This is a genomic window from Brucella sp. NBRC 14130 (assembly GCF_040371715.1).
Classification (GTDB): domain Bacteria; phylum Pseudomonadota; class Alphaproteobacteria; order Rhizobiales; family Rhizobiaceae; genus Brucella; species Brucella intermedia.
Genome location: NZ_BAABTE010000018.1, coordinates 1 through 17,386, shown reverse-complemented (window position 1 = coordinate 17,386; position 17,386 = coordinate 1). Strand labels below are relative to the sequence as shown.

The window sequence follows — 17,386 nt, the reverse complement described above, 5'->3', positions numbered from 1 at the left end:
TGAGTTCGGGGCAATCACTCATGCAAAGACGGTGTCGACAGCTTTTTTCGTAGCTGCAACAATCTTGTCCGCTTCCTCAGGCGTAAGGCAAAGGGGCGGCGCGAAGCCCAGAATATCGCCTTCCGGCATGGCCCGCCCGATAACACCGTTGGCCAGGAGCGCCGTCGAAACCTGTGCACCGATTTTGAGCGACGGATCGAAAAACCTACGGCCGTCACGATCTTCGACAAACTCGATCGCCGCCATCAGCCCCTCGCCGCGAATTTCCCCGACATGGCGATGTTCACCGAGAGCATCCGCCAATGCCTTGCGGAAATAGGCGCCTGTGGAACCGGCATTTTCGACCAGCTTCAGTTCGTCGATGAGTTTGAGGTTGGCCACGCCTGCCGCTGCACAGATGGGGTGGGCCGAATAGGTCCAGCCATGGCCGATCGGTCCCATCTTGTCCGATCCCTGAACCAGCACCTGCCACATACGGTCCGATACTATCGAGCCGGAAAGCGGTGCATAGGCCGAGGTCAATCCCTTGGCGATGGTGATCAGATCGGGCTTCATGCCATAGTGCTCGGACCCGAACATGCTACCCAAACGGCCGAAACCGGTGACCACTTCATCAGCAACAAGCAAAATATCATAGCGATCAAGAACCGCCTGGATCTTCTGCCAATAGCCAGACGGGGGCGGAACGATGCCGCCGGTACCAAGAACAGGTTCACCGATGAAGGCTGCGATTGTATCCGGGCCTTCTGCAAGGATCATTTCCTCGAGCTTGTCGGCGCAATGTTGCGAGAACTGCTCTTCGCTCATAGAGCGATCCGCCCGGCGAAAATAATAGGGTGACTCCGTGTGCAGGACAGGCGCGCGCGGCAAATCGAATGCGTTATGGAACGTCGCAAGTCCGGTCATGCTGCCGGTCATCACGCCGGAGCCGTGATATCCGCGCCAACGAGAAATGATCTTTTTCTTCTCCGGGCGTCCGAGAATATTGTTGTAGTACCAGATGAGCTTGATGTTGGTTTCATTCGCATCCGAGCCGGAAAGGCCGAAGTAAACACGGCTCATATGGTCGGGTGCGCGATCGATGATCATCTTGGCGAGCGTGATGGACACTTCGGTGCCATGACCGACATAGGCATGATAATAGGCAAGTTTGCGCGCTTGCTCTGCAATCGCATCCGCGATTTCCATGCGACCATAACCAACATTGACGCAATAAAGACCCGCGAAAGCGTCGAGGCTCTTTCGACCGTTCACATCGGCGATATAGACGCCCTCGCCGCCCTCCAGCACGCGCGTTGGTGTTTCACCCCGCGCATGCATGCCCATATGGGTGGAGGGATGAAAGAAATGATCCCGGTCCCAGGCGGTGAGCTCATTGCTATTGTTCAACATGGGTATGTTCCTTTCCTGTCGCCACGCTTTCACGCGGCGGTATCGATGCAGAGATATTTGATTTCGGTGAAGGCTTCGATGCCCTGATGGGAGCCTTCACGGCCAAGCCCCGATTGCTTCCAGCCACCGAATGGGATCGGTGCGCCGGTGATCTTCGCGCGGTTGATGGCCACCATTCCATATTCGAGGACACGGCCCATGCGGAGTTGTCGTGCGCCGTTTGCAGTCACGACATAGGCAACGAGACCATATTGCGTGGCATTGGCACGCGCGACAACTTCATCCTCGTCGTCAAAAGCCGTGACGGCGGCGACCGGCCCGAATGTCTCTTCCCGCATGATTGCAGCGTCGTCCGGCACATCAACCAGCAGAGTCGGCTCGAAGAAAAGCCCGACTTCTCCAAGCCGGTTGCCCCCGGTGACTATCCTGGCGCCGCGCTGCTTGGCATCGAGCACTTGCTCTTCGACCTTGGCGACCGCGCGACTATGCATCAGAGGGCCTATATCCGATGCCGGATCAAGACCGTTGCCGACCTTCAGGGCGGCGATGCGCGTAGCAAACGCTTCGGTGAAAGATTTCAAAATACCGCGTTGGACGAAGATACGGTTTGCAGCAAGGCAATCCTGACCGGACGTTGCAAACTTGGCAGCCATCGCCACATCGACGGCCCGCTCAACATCAGCATCATCAAAAATGATCAAGGGTGCGTGACCGCCAAGCTCCATGACGAGCCGCTTCATCGTGTTCGCGCTCTTGGTAGCAATCAACTGGCCGATTTCGGTTGAACCGGTGAAGCTCAGCCCCCGCACACGCTCATCGCGGCACAAAACATCGACGATAGGCGCAGCCTTGCCTGTCACCACATTGAATATGCCTGCTGGCATTCCCGCGCGCTCGGCCAGTTCGGCCAGGGCAAGTGCGGAGAGCGGTGTTTCTGAAGACGGATGCACGACAACGGGGCAACCTGCGGCAATCGCTGCAGCAGCCTTACGGGTAATCATGGCATGCGGAAAATTCCATGGAGTAACAAGCGCAACGACCCCAAGCGCTTCGCGGCGTACGAGCATCTCGGCATTCTGGAGATGGCTTGCTATGGTTTCACCATTAAGCCGCTTCGCTTCTTCGGCAAACCATTCGATGAACGATGCGCCATAGTCGATCTCGCCGCGCGATTCCGCCAGTGGCTTGCCCTGCTCCAGCGTCATCAGCAATGCGAGGTCTTCACGATGTGCAGTGATCAACTCGAACCAACGCCGCAAAACTGCTGATCGTTCCTGAGGCAGTTTATCCCGCCAGGACGGAAAGGCCGTTACAGCGGCATCAATCGCAAGTGCAGTCTCGGCTTCGCCGAGGCTTGCCACACGCGCAAGCCGCTGACCGGTTGCAGGATCGAGAATAGAAAAGGTTTCAGCCTTCTCTCCTGCTACCCAGCGCCCGTCGACATAGCCGAGTTCACGAAAAAGATGTTTATCGCGGAGCGCGCCAAGCCCGTCATGTTGTATCGGATGGTCCAGAACGGCATTCATTGTTCTTCTCCCAATTCAGGAAGAAGTCTGTCACAGGATAGTTCTGGTTTCAGACCAAATTCATCGCCACGGACATGCGAAATGGACTAACTTTAAGAGCCAGACAGTCTGTTTGGGCTAGTCCGCGGCTTCCTTGAACAGCGACAAAGGCGCACTTGCCTTCTCGTCCTTGACCAACTTGGTTACGATATAGGTGAAGTAGCGTTCTATGCCGATATTCTGGTCCAGAAGACGGTCAATAAGCCGCTGGTAGCCATCAATGTCGCGCGCCACGATCATCAGGAAATAGTCCACCCCACCGCCAACCGACCAGCATGACACGATTTCGGGTACAGCTGTCACGGCTCTCTCGAACCGGTCGAAATCGCTTTGGCGATGATTGCCCAGTGTAATCTGGACTATGACATTGGCAATCGGGGCTATTTTTCGATAGGCAATGCGCGCGTGATAGCCGGTCACAACGCCCGCTTCTTCCAGCTTGCGCAGCCGTAGCCAGCAAGGTGTCGCCGAAAGCCCGACCTTCTCCGCCAAAGCAAGCTTGGTGATCCGCGCATTCTCCTGAACGGCTCCGAGAATACGCAAATCGACGGCGTCGAGCTTCAAGGCGGCTTTCATTCTTTCGATCCAGCATCTGCAAACACTTCTGTTTTCATTGGCACGCCCCTGCGCCGCTGACAAGGCTCCCGCGCAGAAAAGTCGTTACAGATCAAAATTGTAATGATCCAATATAATTATTGACATGATCCGAATGGTCTTTCACACATAGAGCCAAGAACAAAAAATCAGACATATGGGGAACGAGGATGCGGACATACGGTTTCGCACGCGGTGCATCATTGCGCCTTCTGTCCGCTCGTCCGTCGCAGCGTTTGACAGAGTTCAACACTGCATTCCCTGTCGTCATGACGCTATGAGAGGCAGCGCCGTGCCACGAGTGACGAATGAAACGATTGACCTTGAGGTTATCGAAGCAGCGCGTGACAGGTTGAAAAGCCTCGTCGTAAAAACACCACTGACGCGCTCCGAGCATCTGAGCGAACTCACCGGGACCTCGGTTTATCTCAAACTGGAAAATCGACAGACGACGGGCAGCTTCAAACTGCGTGGTGCGACCAACGCTGTCCTTTGCCTGTCGTCCGATGATCGCAGACGTGGACTTGTGACGGCGTCGACCGGCAATCACGGACGTGCCCTTGCGCACGCTGCGTCGGAACAAGGATTGATCGCGACCGTTTGCCTCTCCTCGCTGGTGCCGCGCAACAAGGTCGATGCAATCCGCAATCTTGGTGCAGATGTGCGTATTGTCGGAAAATCGCAGGATGACGCGATGGACGAGGTGGCGCGCCTTGCCCGCGAAGAAGGAATGAACGTGATTCCGCCCTTTGATGATCCGCGCATTATTGCTGGACAGGGCACAATCGGCCTGGAACTCCTTGATGACCAGCCGGACATTGAGACTGTTATCGTTCCTCTTTCAGGCGGAGGGCTCGCTGCAGGCATCGCCGCAGCTGTTAAAGCCCGGCGACCTCATTGCCGTATCATCGGCGTTTCCATGTCTCGTGGCGCAGCCATGGATGCCAGCCTCAAAGCTGGCAGACCGGTCAATGTTGAGGAACTCGAAACACTTGCAGACTCATTGGGCGGCGGTATCGGGCTCGACAATCATTGGACTTTTGAGATGTGCCGCCTGGTATTGGACGAAGTGGTCCTGCTCGACGAAGAGGAGATTGCAGCAGGAATCCGACATGCCGCGACGCGGGAAGGTGAAGTCGTCGAAGGTGCTGCGGCAGTCGGCATTGGCGCCTTGTTGAGCGGAAAGATCAAGCCAACCGGACCGGCCGCCGTCGTTATCTCCGGCGGCAACATCGATCCTGAACAGCACCGCGCAATCGTGGAAGACCGCTATCGGAGGGCTGGCTGATGGCTGAAATGAGAATTCTCACCGAAGCTGATTTAAGGCAGATCATTACCCTCGACATGGCAAGCGTGTCGTGTGTGGAAAATGCTTTTCAGGCACTCGCCGGTGGCGGTGTCAACATGCCGCCAATACTTCGACTGGACATCCCCGCCCAACGTGGCGAAGTTGACGTGAAAACGGCCTACATTCCCGGACTTGACAGTTTTGCCATCAAGGTGAGCCCCGGTTTCTTCAACAATCCTTCGATCGGTCTGCCTTCTACCAACGGGCTGATGATCCAGTTCTCGGCGAAGACCGGGCTTGTCGAGGCTCTATTGCTGGATAATGGCTATCTGACCGATGTGCGCACTGCGGCAGCCGGTGCTGTCGCGGCAAAACACCTAGCACGGGAAGACGCCTGTGTCGCTGCGATCTTCGGTGCAGGCATGCAGGCAGGAATGCAGCTTGAAGCACTGACACTCGTGCGCCCGATCTCCGAGGCACGGATTTGGGCACGCAACTTCGACAGCGCACAAAAAGCAGCGCGAACCTTTTCAGAGAAGTTCAGAATACCGGTGACGGCAATTGCAGAGGCACGACACGCCTGCGAGGGCGCGGATATTATCGTGACGACAACGCCATCCGAAACGCCGCTCATAAAGGCCGAATGGCTTGTGTCCGGCCAGCACATCACCGCAATGGGTTCGGATGCCGAACACAAGAACGAGATTGATCCAGCCCTTTTCCAACGGCCGGTAATCTATGTCGCGGACAGCCTCTCACAAACGCGCAGGCTCGGTGAGTTGCATCATGCGATTTCGGCGGGAATTGTCGCAGCGGATGCGATTTTTCCAGAACTCGGTCAGATCGCTCTCAATGCCTCTGCCTTCCAACGAAAGGCAGAGGACATAACCTTTTGTGACCTCACCGGGACGGGCGTTCAGGACACGGCCATCGCTCGCCTTGCGACAGAGCGCGCCAGCCTGCGCGATGCAGGCACGAAAATCGATTCAACCAAAACTGCAGGAGCCAGTCGATGAGTGTGGAACTCAACTTCACCCGCGCGGAATACGATCAGCGGATAGCAAAAACCCGTCGCGCAATGGAGAAGACAGGCTTCGATGTCATCATCGTCACCGATCCATCCAATATGCATTGGCTGACCGGCTATGACGGCTGGTCCTTTTACGTGCATCAATGCGCTGTGCTTTCGATGGAGGGGGAACCGATCTGGTACGGTCGCGGTCAGGATGGAAATGGCGCGAAACGCACCGCGTGGATCAGCCATGACAACATCATCGGCTACCCCGATCATTACGTGCAGTCGCTTGAGCGCCACCCCATGGATCTTTTGGCATCGATATTGGAGGAAAAGGGTTGGGGCAGCAAGACCATTGCCGTTGAGCTGGACAATTACTGGTACACGGCTGCGGCCCATCACGCTTTGCAGAAACATCTCCCGAATGCCCGCTTCAGGGATGCGCAAGGACTGGTCAACTGGCAGCGCGCCGTCAAAAGCCCGACGGAAATCGACTATATGCGCAAAGCTGGCCGGATTGTTGAAGCCATGCATCGGCGTATCGTCGATAAAATCGAGCCGGGCATGCGAAAATGCGATCTGGTTGCGGAAATCTACGACGCAGGCACACGCGGCGTTGAGGGTTTCGGCGGCGATTACCCAGCCATCGTGCCTCTGCTGCCTTCCGGGCCCGACGCCTCCGCACCGCATCTGACGTGGAACGATCTGCCTATGAAGACCGGTGAAGGCACCTTCTTCGAGATCGCCGGTTGCTACAAGCGCTATCACTGCCCTCTGTCGCGTACTGTGTTTTTGGGCAAGCCGACGCAGGCTTTTCTAGATGCCGAGAAGGCCACGCTCGAAGGCATGGAGGCAGGACTCGCGGCTGCTCGACCCGGCAATACATGCGAAGATATAGCCAACGGCTTCTTCGCCGTGCTCAAGAAATACGGAATTATCAAGGACAACCGCACTGGCTACTCCATCGGCTTGTCCTATCCGCCGGATTGGGGTGAACGCACAATGAGCCTGCGTCCCGGCGACCGCACCGAGTTGCAGCCGGGCATGACCTTTCATTTCATGACGGGCCTTTGGCTGGAAACGATGGGGCTGGAGATCACCGAGAGCATCGTTATCACTGAAACCGGCGTGGAATGTCTTTCGAATGTACCGCGCAAGCTCGTGGTCAAGGTTTAGGACGTTGCGATGATGCACACCTCGCCTCCCTCGCGTCCTTCCCCGATCACGCCCACTGTCGACCTCAACCGCGACGGCGTTCAGCACGGACATCTGCGGCTGCCATGGTCCAGAGACGATTCCGCATGGGGATCGCTGATGTTGCCGATCTGCGTCATCCGCAACGGCGACGGTCCGACCGCGCTCTTAACCGGCGCCAATCATGGCGATGAATATGAAGGGCCGGTCGCTCTTTATGATCTCGCAGCCAATCTGAAACCGGAAGAGATCAGGGGCCGCGTCATCATTGTTCCGGCCATGAACTATCCGGCCTTTCTTGCGGGAACGCGAACATCTCCCATCGACAAGGGAAACCTCAACCGCAGCTTCCCGGGCCGTCCGGATGGCACAGTCACTGAAAAGATTGCCGACTATTTCACCCGCTACCTCCTGCCAGCGGCCGATATCGTCATGGATTTCCATTCCGGAGGGCGAACACTCGATTTCCTGCCTTACGCAGCCGCACATGCCTTGCCGGATACGGCACAGGAACTCCGCTGCTTTGCGGCGGTCAAAGCTTTTTCGGCGCCTTTCTCGATGCGGATGATCGAGATTGACGCTGTCGGCATGTATGACACGATAGCAGAGGAAGCGGGCAAGGTGTTTGTCACGACCGAGCTTTCCGGCGGCGGTACGATCTCCGCCCGCACTGCTTCCATAGCCAAGCGCGGCATTCGCAACCTTTTGCGCCATGCAGGCATTCTGCAAGGAGAGGTCGAGCTGCCACGAACAACATGGCTCGATATGCCATCGCAGGAATGTTTCGGTTTTGCCGACACCGAGGGTTTACTTGAACCTTTGGTTGATCTCGGAGCTCAGGTACGCAAAGGCGACGTCCTTGCGCGGGTTCATACCGTCACCCGCACAGGCATGGCTCCGCAGGAATACCGTGCCGCGCTCGATGGAATTCTCGCAGCCCGGCATTTTCCTGGTCTCATCAAAATGGGGGACTGCCTGTCGGTCATTGCCACGATCAGTGAGGAGCCGTCTCCGGGATAAGCCGATCATTAACGCCAACTGACAAGCCGGACAACAAAACAACCGGCGTTCATAAAGAGGAGTGAACACGATGCGCATGAAACATCTTACAATTTCCGCTCTGTTTTCGGCAGTTGCGGCCTTGTCTCTCACGCTTCCGTCACAAGCTGTCACCATCGACGATCTCAAGGGTGCGGGCTTTGTTCGTGGGGCGACGGCCAATGAGGTGCCTTACGGCTACATGGACGAAAGCGGCGCGGCCAAAGGGATAGGCCCTGACGTCGCCGCAGCAATCTTCAAGAAACTTGGAATTGAGGAAATCGACTGGACTGTTACCCCGTTCGGCTCGCTCATTCCCGGTCTGAAGGCAAAGCGGTTCGAGTTCGTCGCGGCAGAGCAGAATGTCTTGCCGGACCGCTGCAAGCAGGTCCAGTTCACCGTCGCCAATTCGAGTTACGGTGAAGGCCTTCTGGTTCCCAAGGGCAACCCAAAGAACATTCATTCCTATGAAGACATCAAGAAAGATCCATCGCTGAAAGTCGCAATCGTTTCCGGTGCAGACCAGATCGACTTCCTGCATGGAATGGGTATCGACGAATCCCAGATCGTCATGATCCAGGGCAATGCCGATGCAGCTTCGACGGTCCAGACCGGGCGCGCTGGTGCCTATGCTGCAACGGAACTGACGGTCGCCAAGCTGGTCGACAATTCACCGGAACTGGAACAGGCGCATCCGTTCACCGATCCGGTGGTGAACGGCAAATCTGCGAGAAGCTTCGGCGCGTTCAGCTTCCGTCCGGAAGACAAGGAATTCTATGAAGCTTTCAACAAGGCGCTCATCGAATTCAAGAAGACAGACGACTACAAAAAAATCCTGATGACTTATGGGCTTAGCGAGGAAAGCGTAGAAGCTGCACGAACAGTGGATACAGCAAGCCTCTGCAACGCAAAGTAAGTTGATTTGCGCCCGCCGAACCGCTCACGGCTCGGCGGGCATTGTCTCATCTCAATCGGGAGACGATCATATGCATTGGACGGAATATCTTCCCGCCCTTTTCAAGGGAGCGCAAATCACTGCCATTCTTGCCCTCAGTTCGATGGCCATTGGCACCATACTGGCATTTTCCGCCGGAATTGCCCGATTTGCGGGTGGACCGATCCTTTCCACGATTGCGGTGATCTATATCGAGATATTCCGCGGCACGTCTCTGCTCGTGCAGCTTTTCTGGTTCTATTATGCCTTGCCGCTGATCGGCATTTCGTTTGATCCGGTCACAACCGGCATCATGGGCCTTGGTCTCAACATCGGTGCCTATGGCGCAGAAGTGGTTCGCGGTGCCTTGCAGGCGGTGCCGGAAGCACAACATGAAGCCGCCCGGGCGCTCAATTTCAGCAAGGGTCATACCTTGTTTCATGTCATTCTTCCGCAAGCGGTAGTCGAAATGATGCCGGCCTTCGGCAACCTTGCCATTCACAACCTCAAGGACACCGCGCTTGCCTCGCTCATTGCGATCAGCGACCTCACCTTCCAGGCCCAGCGCCTGCGAAACCTGACGCTCGACAGCGTGACAATCTATTCGCTGACCCTTCTCGGTTATTTTGCAATGGCGCTCGTGCTGTCAGCGGCCATTCGCTGGCTGGAGCGGCGTCTGAGACGCCAGACCATGGCCGGAGGTTTCGCATGATCTACGGTTATGCCTGGGACACCTCGTCCACTCTTTCGTTCGCGATTTCCATTCTGCCAATTCTGGCGATTGGTCTCACCGTGACTTTGAAAGCCGCTACCGCGGGCTTTGGAATTGCGCTGGTCCTTGGCCTTGTCTTTGCGCTTCTGCGTCGCAGCCCATATAAGATCATATCCTGGCCAACGACGGTCGTGGTGGAGTTCCTGCGTGATACACCACTGCTGGTGCAGCTGTTTTTCCTCTATTACGTGCTGCCCGTATACGGCATTGTTCTGCCTGCATTTCTGAGCGGCGCTCTGGCACTTGGTCTTCAATATTCGGCCTATACGTCGGAAGTTTATCGCGGAGGTATCGAAGCGATCCCACGAGGACAATGGGAAGCCGCACGCGCATTGAATCTCACGCCCTGGCGCACCTATCGCGATATTGTCATCCCGCAAGCCATACCCCGGATCATCCCGGCCATGGGCAATTACCTGGTTTCCATGCTGAAGGAGACCCCGGTGCTCTCGGTCGTCAGCATCGTCGACATGCTGAACCTCGCCAATCTGATCGGCGACCGCACCTTCGAATATCTGGTTCCGCTGTCGATGGTAGGCCTGATTTTCCTGGTGCTGACCTTGATCTGCTCGGCACTCATACGCCTGCTCGAACGAACACTTCCAAAAAACGGGATCGCTCTCAAATGACCCAGGAAATTATCCGCTTTCAGGACGTAACCAAGCGCTTCGGAGCGCTGACAGTGCTGGATCGCTTCAATTTTTCCGTCAAATCAGGCGAGAAGGTCACCCTCATCGGCCCCTCGGGCTCAGGGAAATCGACAGTTCTCCGTATCCTCATGACCTTGGAGCCGTTTCAGGAAGGCACCCTCGAACTTGCAGATATGTCCTATCACGAGCCGAACGGCAAAGGACAATTTCAGGCTAGTGAAGGCCATTTGCGCAAGATCAGATCGCATGTCGGCATGGTGTTCCAGAGCTTTAATCTGTTTCCGCACATGTCCGTGCTGCGAAACATAATCGAGGCCCCGATTCATGTTATGGGCATGAAGCGTGGCGAAGCAGAAGCCCGCGCACTCGACCTGCTCTCCCTCGTGGGTTTGACCGACAAGAAGGATCACTATCCTTCCCAGCTATCCGGTGGCCAGCAGCAGCGCGTCGCCATCGCGCGTTCTCTTGCCATGCGCCCACGCGTATTGTTGTTTGACGAACCCACGTCTGCTCTTGATCCGCAGCTCGTGGGCGAAGTGCTGTCCGTCATTCGCGGGCTGGCACAGGAGCATGACCTGACCATGCTCCTTGTCACGCATGAAATGCGATTTGCCCGGGAAGTATCTGATCGCGTTTGCTTTTTCGATAAGGGGCGCATCTGCGAGCAAGGCACGCCCGAGCAGATATTCCAGACCCCGAGCGAGGCACGCACCAAAGAGTTCCTGCGTTCAGTGCTTTAGAAACAGGCTTTCAGGCGATTGATCCCACATCGTAGACAGGCGGCAATTGCGCAAAGGTCTCGCGGATGGTTTCAAGTGCCGTCTGCAATGCCGGGCGCGAAAGCCGTCCCCCAAGACAGATGCGAATACCACCACTTCCTCGATCAGCACCCGCAACAAATGGGTCCGATGGCGTGACCGCAACGCCTTTATTGGCAAGCGCGCGCACCAGCCCATCCTCAGACCAGTTGCGAGGTATTTTCAGCCAGGCGCATAGCGACAACGGATTGTTGCCCGCCACATGCGAACCCAGAATATCAGTTACCTGCGCCTGACGAGATCGCAACTCGCTGCGCTGGATTTCAATCAATTCCGCCGCCGTGCCATCTTCGATCCAGCGGCTGGCCATCTCACCCATAAGATTGACACCGCTCCAGCTTGTGACGCGCAAAATAGATGTAACCCGAATGGAATATTGCGTTGGAACGACGAGGTAACCGGTACGCAAGCCCGTCATAACCGTCTTGGTGAAACTTGTAACAAAGAAGCCAAGATCGGGCAGCAACTCCGGCATGGACGGCAATTTTTCTTCAAGGATGGGTTTGTAAACCTCATCCTCGATTACGCAGACATCGTATCGCCGGGCAATTTCTGCGATGGCGATGCGACGCCCTGCGCCCATCAGATGACTGGTCGGATTGCCCAGTGTCGGGATCGTCACGAGCGCACGAACATCACCGGCCTTGCAGGCGGTTTCAAAAGCATCCGGTAGAATGCCCTGTTCATCAATAGGGAGTCCACGCAAAGTAAATCCGAGCACATTGGCAAGACCTATGATGCCATGGTCGGTCAGGCTTTCCGTGAGCACTACTTCCCCGGGCTGAACGACGGCGGCAACAGCGAGAAACAACCCATGCGCGGCACCATTGGTGAGGATGATCCGGCCCGGATCGACATCAACAGACAGATTGCGCAGCCAATCCCGCGCGACAGCACGATGTCTGTCCAATCCCGCTATGGGACGGCAGGGGCGCATGAAACTTGCATTGTCCGACTGGCTCAATTCTTGCAGCAGGCGGCGCGAAGCATTCTCGTGTGCTTCGGTATAGACCGCCCGAATGATCGACAGATCCGCCGTTCCGCTAGGATCACGATCGAGCATGAACCGGTCCGCGCGCTCCGTCACCCGGTTGCAGACATATGTTCCCCGCCCAACCTCGCCGCGCAGATAACCACGTCGTTCAGCTTCCTTGTAACTGATACTGACCGTCTGCACCGAAAGGCCGAGCTTGTGAGCCAGGTCCCGATGCGTCGGCATCCGCATGGCGGGTTGAAGAATGCCCTTTTCAATATCATCGACGATTTTTTCCGTCAGAAGTCGGTGCTTGGTGACGCCCTTGCGCATTTCCAACATAGGTTCCCACATGCGTCCACCGACTCCATCATGACATATTGAGAATTGTCATATTATACTGAATTAACACCATGACATTCCAGTCAAAACAGCACAGAGGGCGAAGCCATTCCAACTGATGAGGACCATTGCCCCAATTTCCAAGAAAATGACTTTGTGGGTGCCTGTCGCGCAGAATAGTTGGTCTGAAATTGTATCGGAAATTAGCGATATCGGGTCATAAAAGATGACAAGTCCATCAAAACAAGCTATTGATAGATAAAGCGATTTCTATCGTTTGCCTGTCCACATCGTTCCTCGCCACCGGACGAAATGCGCATGAATGAAAAACGGAGCCAGCCGGTTTCCAAGCCGCCAAATCCAGCCAAACCGTTCCTCGAAAACGAACGTCCCACGCTGAAGACAATAGCATTCATGACTGGCCTGGGCGTAACCACGGTTTCCCGCGCCTTGAAGGATGCGCCTGAAATCGGCCCTGAAACCCGCAAACGCGTGCAATTGATCGCGAGGCAGATCGGGTATCGCCCCAATCGTGCAGGTGTACGCCTTCGTACCGGTAAAACAAACGTCATTGCGCTGGTCCTTAATACGCAAGATGAAATCATGGGTTTTACCAGTCAGGTCATTCATGGTGTTGCGGATGTACTGGCCGAAACGCAGTACCATCTCATTCTAACGCCCTATTTTCATTCACGGGCACCCATCGAGCCAATCCGCTATATCGTCGAGACAGGTTCAGCCGACGGAATTATATTCTCACGCACAGAACCGGACGATCAACGCGTCCATTATCTGACCGAACATGATTTCCCGTTCGCCACCCACGGGCGCACTGATACGGGCATCGAACATCCTTATCATGACTTTGATAATTTCACTTTTGCTCTGGAGATGGTCGGCAAACTGTCGGCGCTCGGGCGAAGGCGGCTTGCCCTGCTGACTCCGCCGGCACACCTCACCTATTACCGGCATATGGTGGGTGGATTTTATGAGGGGCTGCGGACCTTTCATTGCAGCGGAACCCCACTTGAAGGGGTTGATCTTGATACGTCCCTTGAGGACTTGCGGCTGCATGTTGCTCAACTGATGAAGGGAGCAGATCGGCCGGACGGCATCATCTGCTCCGGCAGTGCGGCTGCATTAGCGATTGTTGCAGGTATCGAAGATGCGGGGATGAACATCGGCAATGAAGTTGATGTAGCAGCCAAACAGTCGACCGAGATTTTGCACTGGTTTCGTCCGGGCCTGATTGTTGTTGAGGAGAGTTTCAAGCTCGCGGGCCAACAACTTGGTAAAGCCATTCTGGGCCGGATCAACGGCAAGGACATCAAGTCCCTGCAGACAATGGGCTAGATGGGTGGAGGCCACCCCAATCCCGCGAGATCGGGATAGCCTCCAATCGCTCGGGAGGAGCGATGCAAAGTCAGTTTGCCGCCCGTTTCTTTCTGTTTTCTTCCGGCTGAAGCAAGGCTTCTGCGGCAGCGATATCGAGTGCTTCCGGGCGCGTGCATCGTGTTTCAATGTCGATGAAACGCTTTTCTTCACCTGATCTCAGAATGGCCAGCATGACATCGACCCCATGCAGGGCGCGTTCCAGCGAACAGCGCATATCGCGACCATCCAGGATGGCGGCCGCCATATCTGCCAGTCCTGCCGCTCTATAGTTGGCCATCATGCCTTGCGAGTGCTGCTCATTGGCGATGCCAAAGGGGTGTTCCCAGTTTTCGACAGGTTCGGCTGGCTCACCCGGCTTTGCTATCTGGACTTCCCCACCGAAAAAATTGGGGTCCGGCAGATAGAGCGATCCGTCGGTGCCATATAGTTCCATGTTCGCATGGCGGTGCGCCCACACATCCCAACTCGCTGAAAGCGTTATTGTTGCGCCTTGCTCGAATTCCAACAGTGCGTGAATGGTCGTCGGTGTTTCCACGGGAATGGTTTCGCCTTTGCGCGGCTCCGAACTGATCCTCCGCGTCGGTGTCGCCATGGAAGTCAAAGCCGCGACACGCTTCACAGGCCCGAGGAGATTGACGAGATTTGCGATGTAATATGGCCCGAGATCGAGTATGGGGCCGCCGCCATGCTTGAAGAAGAAGTCCGGGTTCGGATGCCAATGCTCCATACCATGGCTCATGACGTGGCATGTGCCTGAAGTGATGCGGCCGACATTTCCACTATCGATTTCGCGCCGCGCCAACTGGTGCGCGCCGCCGAGAAACGTGTCGGGAGCGCACCCCACTTTGAGACCGCGGCCATCGGCAAGTGCCTTCAGTTCCAGCCCCTGCTCCATTGAAAGAACTAGCGGCTTTTCCGAATAGGCATGTTTGCCTGCCGCCAGTATCTGCTTGGTTACGGCATAGTGGGCATCTGGAATTGTCAGATTGACGATGATGTCTACGTCATCATTCCGAAGCAGTTCCTCAATAGTCTGTGCCTTTACGCCGAACTCTTCTGCCCGCGCATTTGCCGCCGCCAGATTGATATCTGCGCAAGCCCTCATTTCGATGTTTCGAAACATAGGCGATAGCCGCAGATATGCAGCCGATATATTACCGCAGCCGATAATCCCGACACCAAGTGTCCTGGTCATTTCTTTCTCCAACTTAGAAAGTTCTTACGGTTTCGATGGAACGGCTCGCAAACCGGGTATCGTCCGACGGGTTATCGTGTTCCATGATGAAATAGCGGGCAGGCGTCTTGCGCAAAGCCGTAAACAAGGCAGGCCAGTCGACGGTCCCATGACCAACATCTTCCCAACCGTCTTCGTCGACCTTTTCTCCATTCACCGCGATGTCCTTTACATGAACCGCCAGTATCCGGTTGCCGTAACGCTCGATCCATTCAAGCGGGTCGGCTCCGCCTTTGATGATCCAGGCAATATCGGCCTCCCAGACCAGATCGCGCGAAGCATTCAGGATGTGTTCCTGCGGCACGGAACCGCCAGCCAAAGGCCGGAACTCGAAATCGTGGTTGTGCCAGCCAAAGGCATAGCCTTCCTTGCGATAAGGCTCACCAGCAGCGACCAGGCGTTTACCAAACTCCTGCCAGCCAGCGACACTATCCGGGCGGCGATCTGCATCGAGATAAGGACAGAAGATCGCCTTCATATCGGCAACCTTGGCAATCTCCAGAACGCGGCTCACTTCATTTTCCAGCATATCCAGACCAAAATGGCCGGTGGGCATGGAAAGCCCCAAAGCGTCGAGATCCTTCTTTAATCGAACGGGATCACCATAAATCCCCCCGTAACCTTCTACACGCCGGTAGCCGAGGTCACGCAACATTGTGAGTGTGCGCTCCAGCGGCTGGAAATTGCGAGAGCTGTAAAGCTGATAGGAGTATCCGTTCATGTCCTTATCCTTTGAACTCGTTCCAGAATTGCGTTGGTTTTTCAGAGCAAAATGCGCCCATGCGGATCGACGCGGTGTCCGATCCGTCAGCAAAAATCCAATGGTCGCCTCTTGCGGAAGGCTGTTAAGGGGAGCGTTGTTCTCTGTTCATCTAAAGCCTCTCCTCCGTTTGAGCATCGAAAAGCGACAGGGTATCGGGTTTGAAGCCGACCCTGACCTTGTCTCCTGCCCGATAACGCTTTCCTGCTTCCACGCGCGCGGAAAGCGGATGCCCGTTCAGCCGAAGCCAGACCAGACTATCAGCACCCATCGGCTCATCCAGATCGACTGTCGCCTCGAAACCGTTCTCGACCTCAAGCCTGACATGTTCCGGACGAACACCGAGTGTTGCCTTCCGGCCCGGCTGTAGCGCTCCGTCATATCCGTCCAGCCCTACGGCTGTCTGTCCGATGTGGAATACGGCCCTTCCTTCTGCGACGGCAATTTCACCGGAGAAGAAATTCATTGATGGCGAGCCCAGGAAACCCGCGACAAACCGGTTCTTCGGGCGGTTGTAGATTGTCAGCGGGTCCGCGAGTTGCTGGACCACGCCACCTTTCATCACGGCAATGCGATCCGCCAGCGTCAGCGCTTCAATCTGGTCGTGGGTAACGTAGATCATCGTGTTGCCGAGTTTCTGATGAAGGCGTTTGATCTCGACGCGCAGCTCGGAGCGCAATTTTGCATCGAGATTGGAAAGCGGTTCGTCGAACAGGAACACATCGACGTCGCGCACCAATGCACGACCAATTGCAACACGCTGACGCTGACCACCAGACAATGCCGAGGGTTTGCGTTGCAGCAAGGGTTCGATCTGGAGAATTTCGGCAGCACGCTTGATGCGTTTGTCGATCTCCCCCTTCGGCAGACCGGCCACGCGCAATCCGAAAGAAAGGTTCTTTTCGACAGTCATTTGCGGGTAAAGCGCGTAGGATTGAAACACCATGCCGATGCCTCGATCCTTCGGCTCATCCCAGGTGACATTTCGGCCTTTGATGAAGATGCTGCCTTCGGAAATATCGAGAAGACCAGCCACGCAATTGAGCAGCGTCGACTTTCCGCAACCGGATGGCCCAAGAAGCACGAGAAACTCGCCTTCCCCGATTTCCAGATTGAGATTTTGCAGCACATTGACCGTGCCGAAGCCAAGCGACAGGTCCTGGATGGAAACGCTTGAATTCATGAACTCATCCTTTCACTGCGCCAGCGGCAATACCGCGAACGAAATAACGGCCGGAGAGGAAGTAAACGAGCAGTGGCACGGCACCGGTCAGGATCGTGGCTGCCATATTGACTGGTCTGCCCCCTGAAAAGTGATCCTTCATGAAGTATGGCTTATGAGCCGTAGAAGGACATTGAAATGGCAGCGAAAAGACATAAGGCAGAAGAGATTGTCACGAAGCTTCGTCAGGTTGACGTGCT

General features: G+C 55.8%; 16 protein-coding genes and 1 pseudogene. 9 read left to right on the top strand and 8 right to left on the bottom strand.

Annotated features, from left to right (window positions below; translation table 11 throughout):
* Positions 1-18: 18 nt before the first annotated feature.
* The 3 genes from ABWW28_RS24115 to ABWW28_RS24105 all read right to left on the bottom strand — a co-directional run bounded on the left by ABWW28_RS24115 (position 19) and on the right by ABWW28_RS24105 (position 3,533).
* Entirely contained in the window at positions 19-1,392 is a 1,374-nt protein-coding gene (locus ABWW28_RS24115) for an aspartate aminotransferase family protein (protein WP_176587856.1), read from the bottom strand.
* A gap of 29 nt (positions 1,393-1,421) precedes the next feature.
* A complete protein-coding gene (locus ABWW28_RS24110) occupies positions 1,422-2,918 on the bottom strand; it encodes an NAD-dependent succinate-semialdehyde dehydrogenase (protein WP_176587857.1) in 1,497 nt (498 codons plus the stop codon).
* Between the two features lie 117 nt (positions 2,919-3,035).
* Complete coding sequence (locus tag ABWW28_RS24105) at positions 3,036-3,533, bottom strand: Lrp/AsnC family transcriptional regulator (RefSeq protein ID WP_247886193.1); 498 nt, start codon at positions 3,531-3,533, stop codon at positions 3,036-3,038.
* Positions 3,534-3,828: 295 nt separating this feature from the next.
* Between ABWW28_RS24105 and eutB the strand changes: the two genes are divergently transcribed.
* From eutB to ehuA, 8 genes are all read left to right on the top strand, one after another.
* The gene (gene eutB, locus ABWW28_RS24100) at positions 3,829-4,839 is read left to right on the top strand and encodes a hydroxyectoine utilization dehydratase EutB (RefSeq protein ID WP_176587858.1); all 1,011 of its coding nucleotides are present in this window, start codon (positions 3,829-3,831) and stop codon (positions 4,837-4,839) included.
* Positions 4,839-5,855, top strand: coding sequence for a cyclodeaminase (locus ABWW28_RS24095; protein ID WP_176587859.1), 1,017 nt, complete (start codon positions 4,839-4,841; stop codon positions 5,853-5,855). Before eutB ends, ABWW28_RS24095 begins: the two co-directional genes overlap by 1 nt.
* Positions 5,852-7,030 carry an ectoine hydrolase DoeA gene (gene doeA, locus ABWW28_RS24090; protein WP_176587860.1) on the top strand — a complete coding sequence of 393 codons (1,179 nt, stop codon included), beginning with the start codon at positions 5,852-5,854 and terminating at the stop codon, positions 7,028-7,030. The genes ABWW28_RS24095 and doeA overlap by 4 nt, the downstream gene beginning before the upstream one ends.
* Before the next feature lie 9 nt (positions 7,031-7,039).
* Positions 7,040-8,068, top strand: a complete 1,029-nt coding sequence (gene doeB, locus ABWW28_RS24085) for a N(2)-acetyl-L-2,4-diaminobutanoate deacetylase DoeB (protein ID WP_176587861.1) — start codon at positions 7,040-7,042, stop codon at positions 8,066-8,068.
* A gap of 70 nt (positions 8,069-8,138) precedes the next feature.
* The gene (gene ehuB, locus ABWW28_RS24080; protein WP_353392576.1) at positions 8,139-9,002 is read left to right on the top strand and encodes an ectoine/hydroxyectoine ABC transporter substrate-binding protein EhuB; all 864 of its coding nucleotides are present in this window, start codon (positions 8,139-8,141) and stop codon (positions 9,000-9,002) included.
* A 70-nt stretch (positions 9,003-9,072) separates the two neighbouring features.
* Positions 9,073-9,732: an ectoine/hydroxyectoine ABC transporter permease subunit EhuC gene (ehuC, locus tag ABWW28_RS24075; RefSeq protein ID WP_176587863.1), complete on the top strand. Its 660-nt coding sequence runs from the start codon at positions 9,073-9,075 to the stop codon at positions 9,730-9,732.
* A complete protein-coding gene (ehuD, locus tag ABWW28_RS24070) occupies positions 9,729-10,421 on the top strand; it encodes an ectoine/hydroxyectoine ABC transporter permease subunit EhuD (RefSeq protein ID WP_176587864.1) in 693 nt (230 codons plus the stop codon). Before ehuC ends, ehuD begins: the two co-directional genes overlap by 4 nt.
* The gene (ehuA, locus tag ABWW28_RS24065) at positions 10,418-11,182 is read left to right on the top strand and encodes an ectoine/hydroxyectoine ABC transporter ATP-binding protein EhuA (RefSeq protein ID WP_176587865.1); all 765 of its coding nucleotides are present in this window, start codon (positions 10,418-10,420) and stop codon (positions 11,180-11,182) included. The genes ehuD and ehuA overlap by 4 nt, the downstream gene beginning before the upstream one ends.
* Before the next feature lie 10 nt (positions 11,183-11,192).
* Here the strand turns inward: ehuA and ehuR are convergent, their stop codons facing one another.
* Positions 11,193-12,587, bottom strand: a complete 1,395-nt coding sequence (gene ehuR / locus ABWW28_RS24060) for a MocR-like ectoine utilization transcription factor EhuR (protein ID WP_176587866.1) — start codon at positions 12,585-12,587, stop codon at positions 11,193-11,195.
* Positions 12,588-12,893: 306 nt separating this feature from the next.
* Here ehuR and ABWW28_RS24055 point away from each other — a divergent pair, with 306 nt between their 5' ends.
* Positions 12,894-13,928: a LacI family transcriptional regulator gene (locus ABWW28_RS24055; protein WP_176587867.1), complete on the top strand. Its 1,035-nt coding sequence runs from the start codon at positions 12,894-12,896 to the stop codon at positions 13,926-13,928.
* A 70-nt stretch (positions 13,929-13,998) separates the two neighbouring features.
* Here the strand turns inward: ABWW28_RS24055 and ABWW28_RS24050 are convergent, their stop codons facing one another.
* From ABWW28_RS24050 to ABWW28_RS24035, 4 genes and pseudogenes are all read right to left on the bottom strand, one after another.
* The gene (locus ABWW28_RS24050) at positions 13,999-15,165 is read right to left on the bottom strand and encodes a Gfo/Idh/MocA family protein (protein ID WP_176587868.1); all 1,167 of its coding nucleotides are present in this window, start codon (positions 15,163-15,165) and stop codon (positions 13,999-14,001) included.
* Positions 15,166-15,178: 13 nt separating this feature from the next.
* The gene (locus ABWW28_RS24045; protein WP_176587869.1) at positions 15,179-15,925 is read right to left on the bottom strand and encodes a sugar phosphate isomerase/epimerase family protein; all 747 of its coding nucleotides are present in this window, start codon (positions 15,923-15,925) and stop codon (positions 15,179-15,181) included.
* A 151-nt stretch (positions 15,926-16,076) separates the two neighbouring features.
* Positions 16,077-17,147: an ABC transporter ATP-binding protein gene (locus ABWW28_RS24040; protein ID WP_176587870.1), complete on the bottom strand. Its 1,071-nt coding sequence runs from the start codon at positions 17,145-17,147 to the stop codon at positions 16,077-16,079.
* Between the two features lie 4 nt (positions 17,148-17,151).
* Positions 17,152-17,259: pseudogene (locus ABWW28_RS24035) on the bottom strand (carbohydrate ABC transporter permease); the annotation flags it as partial.
* Between the last annotated feature and the right edge of the window lie 127 nt (positions 17,260-17,386).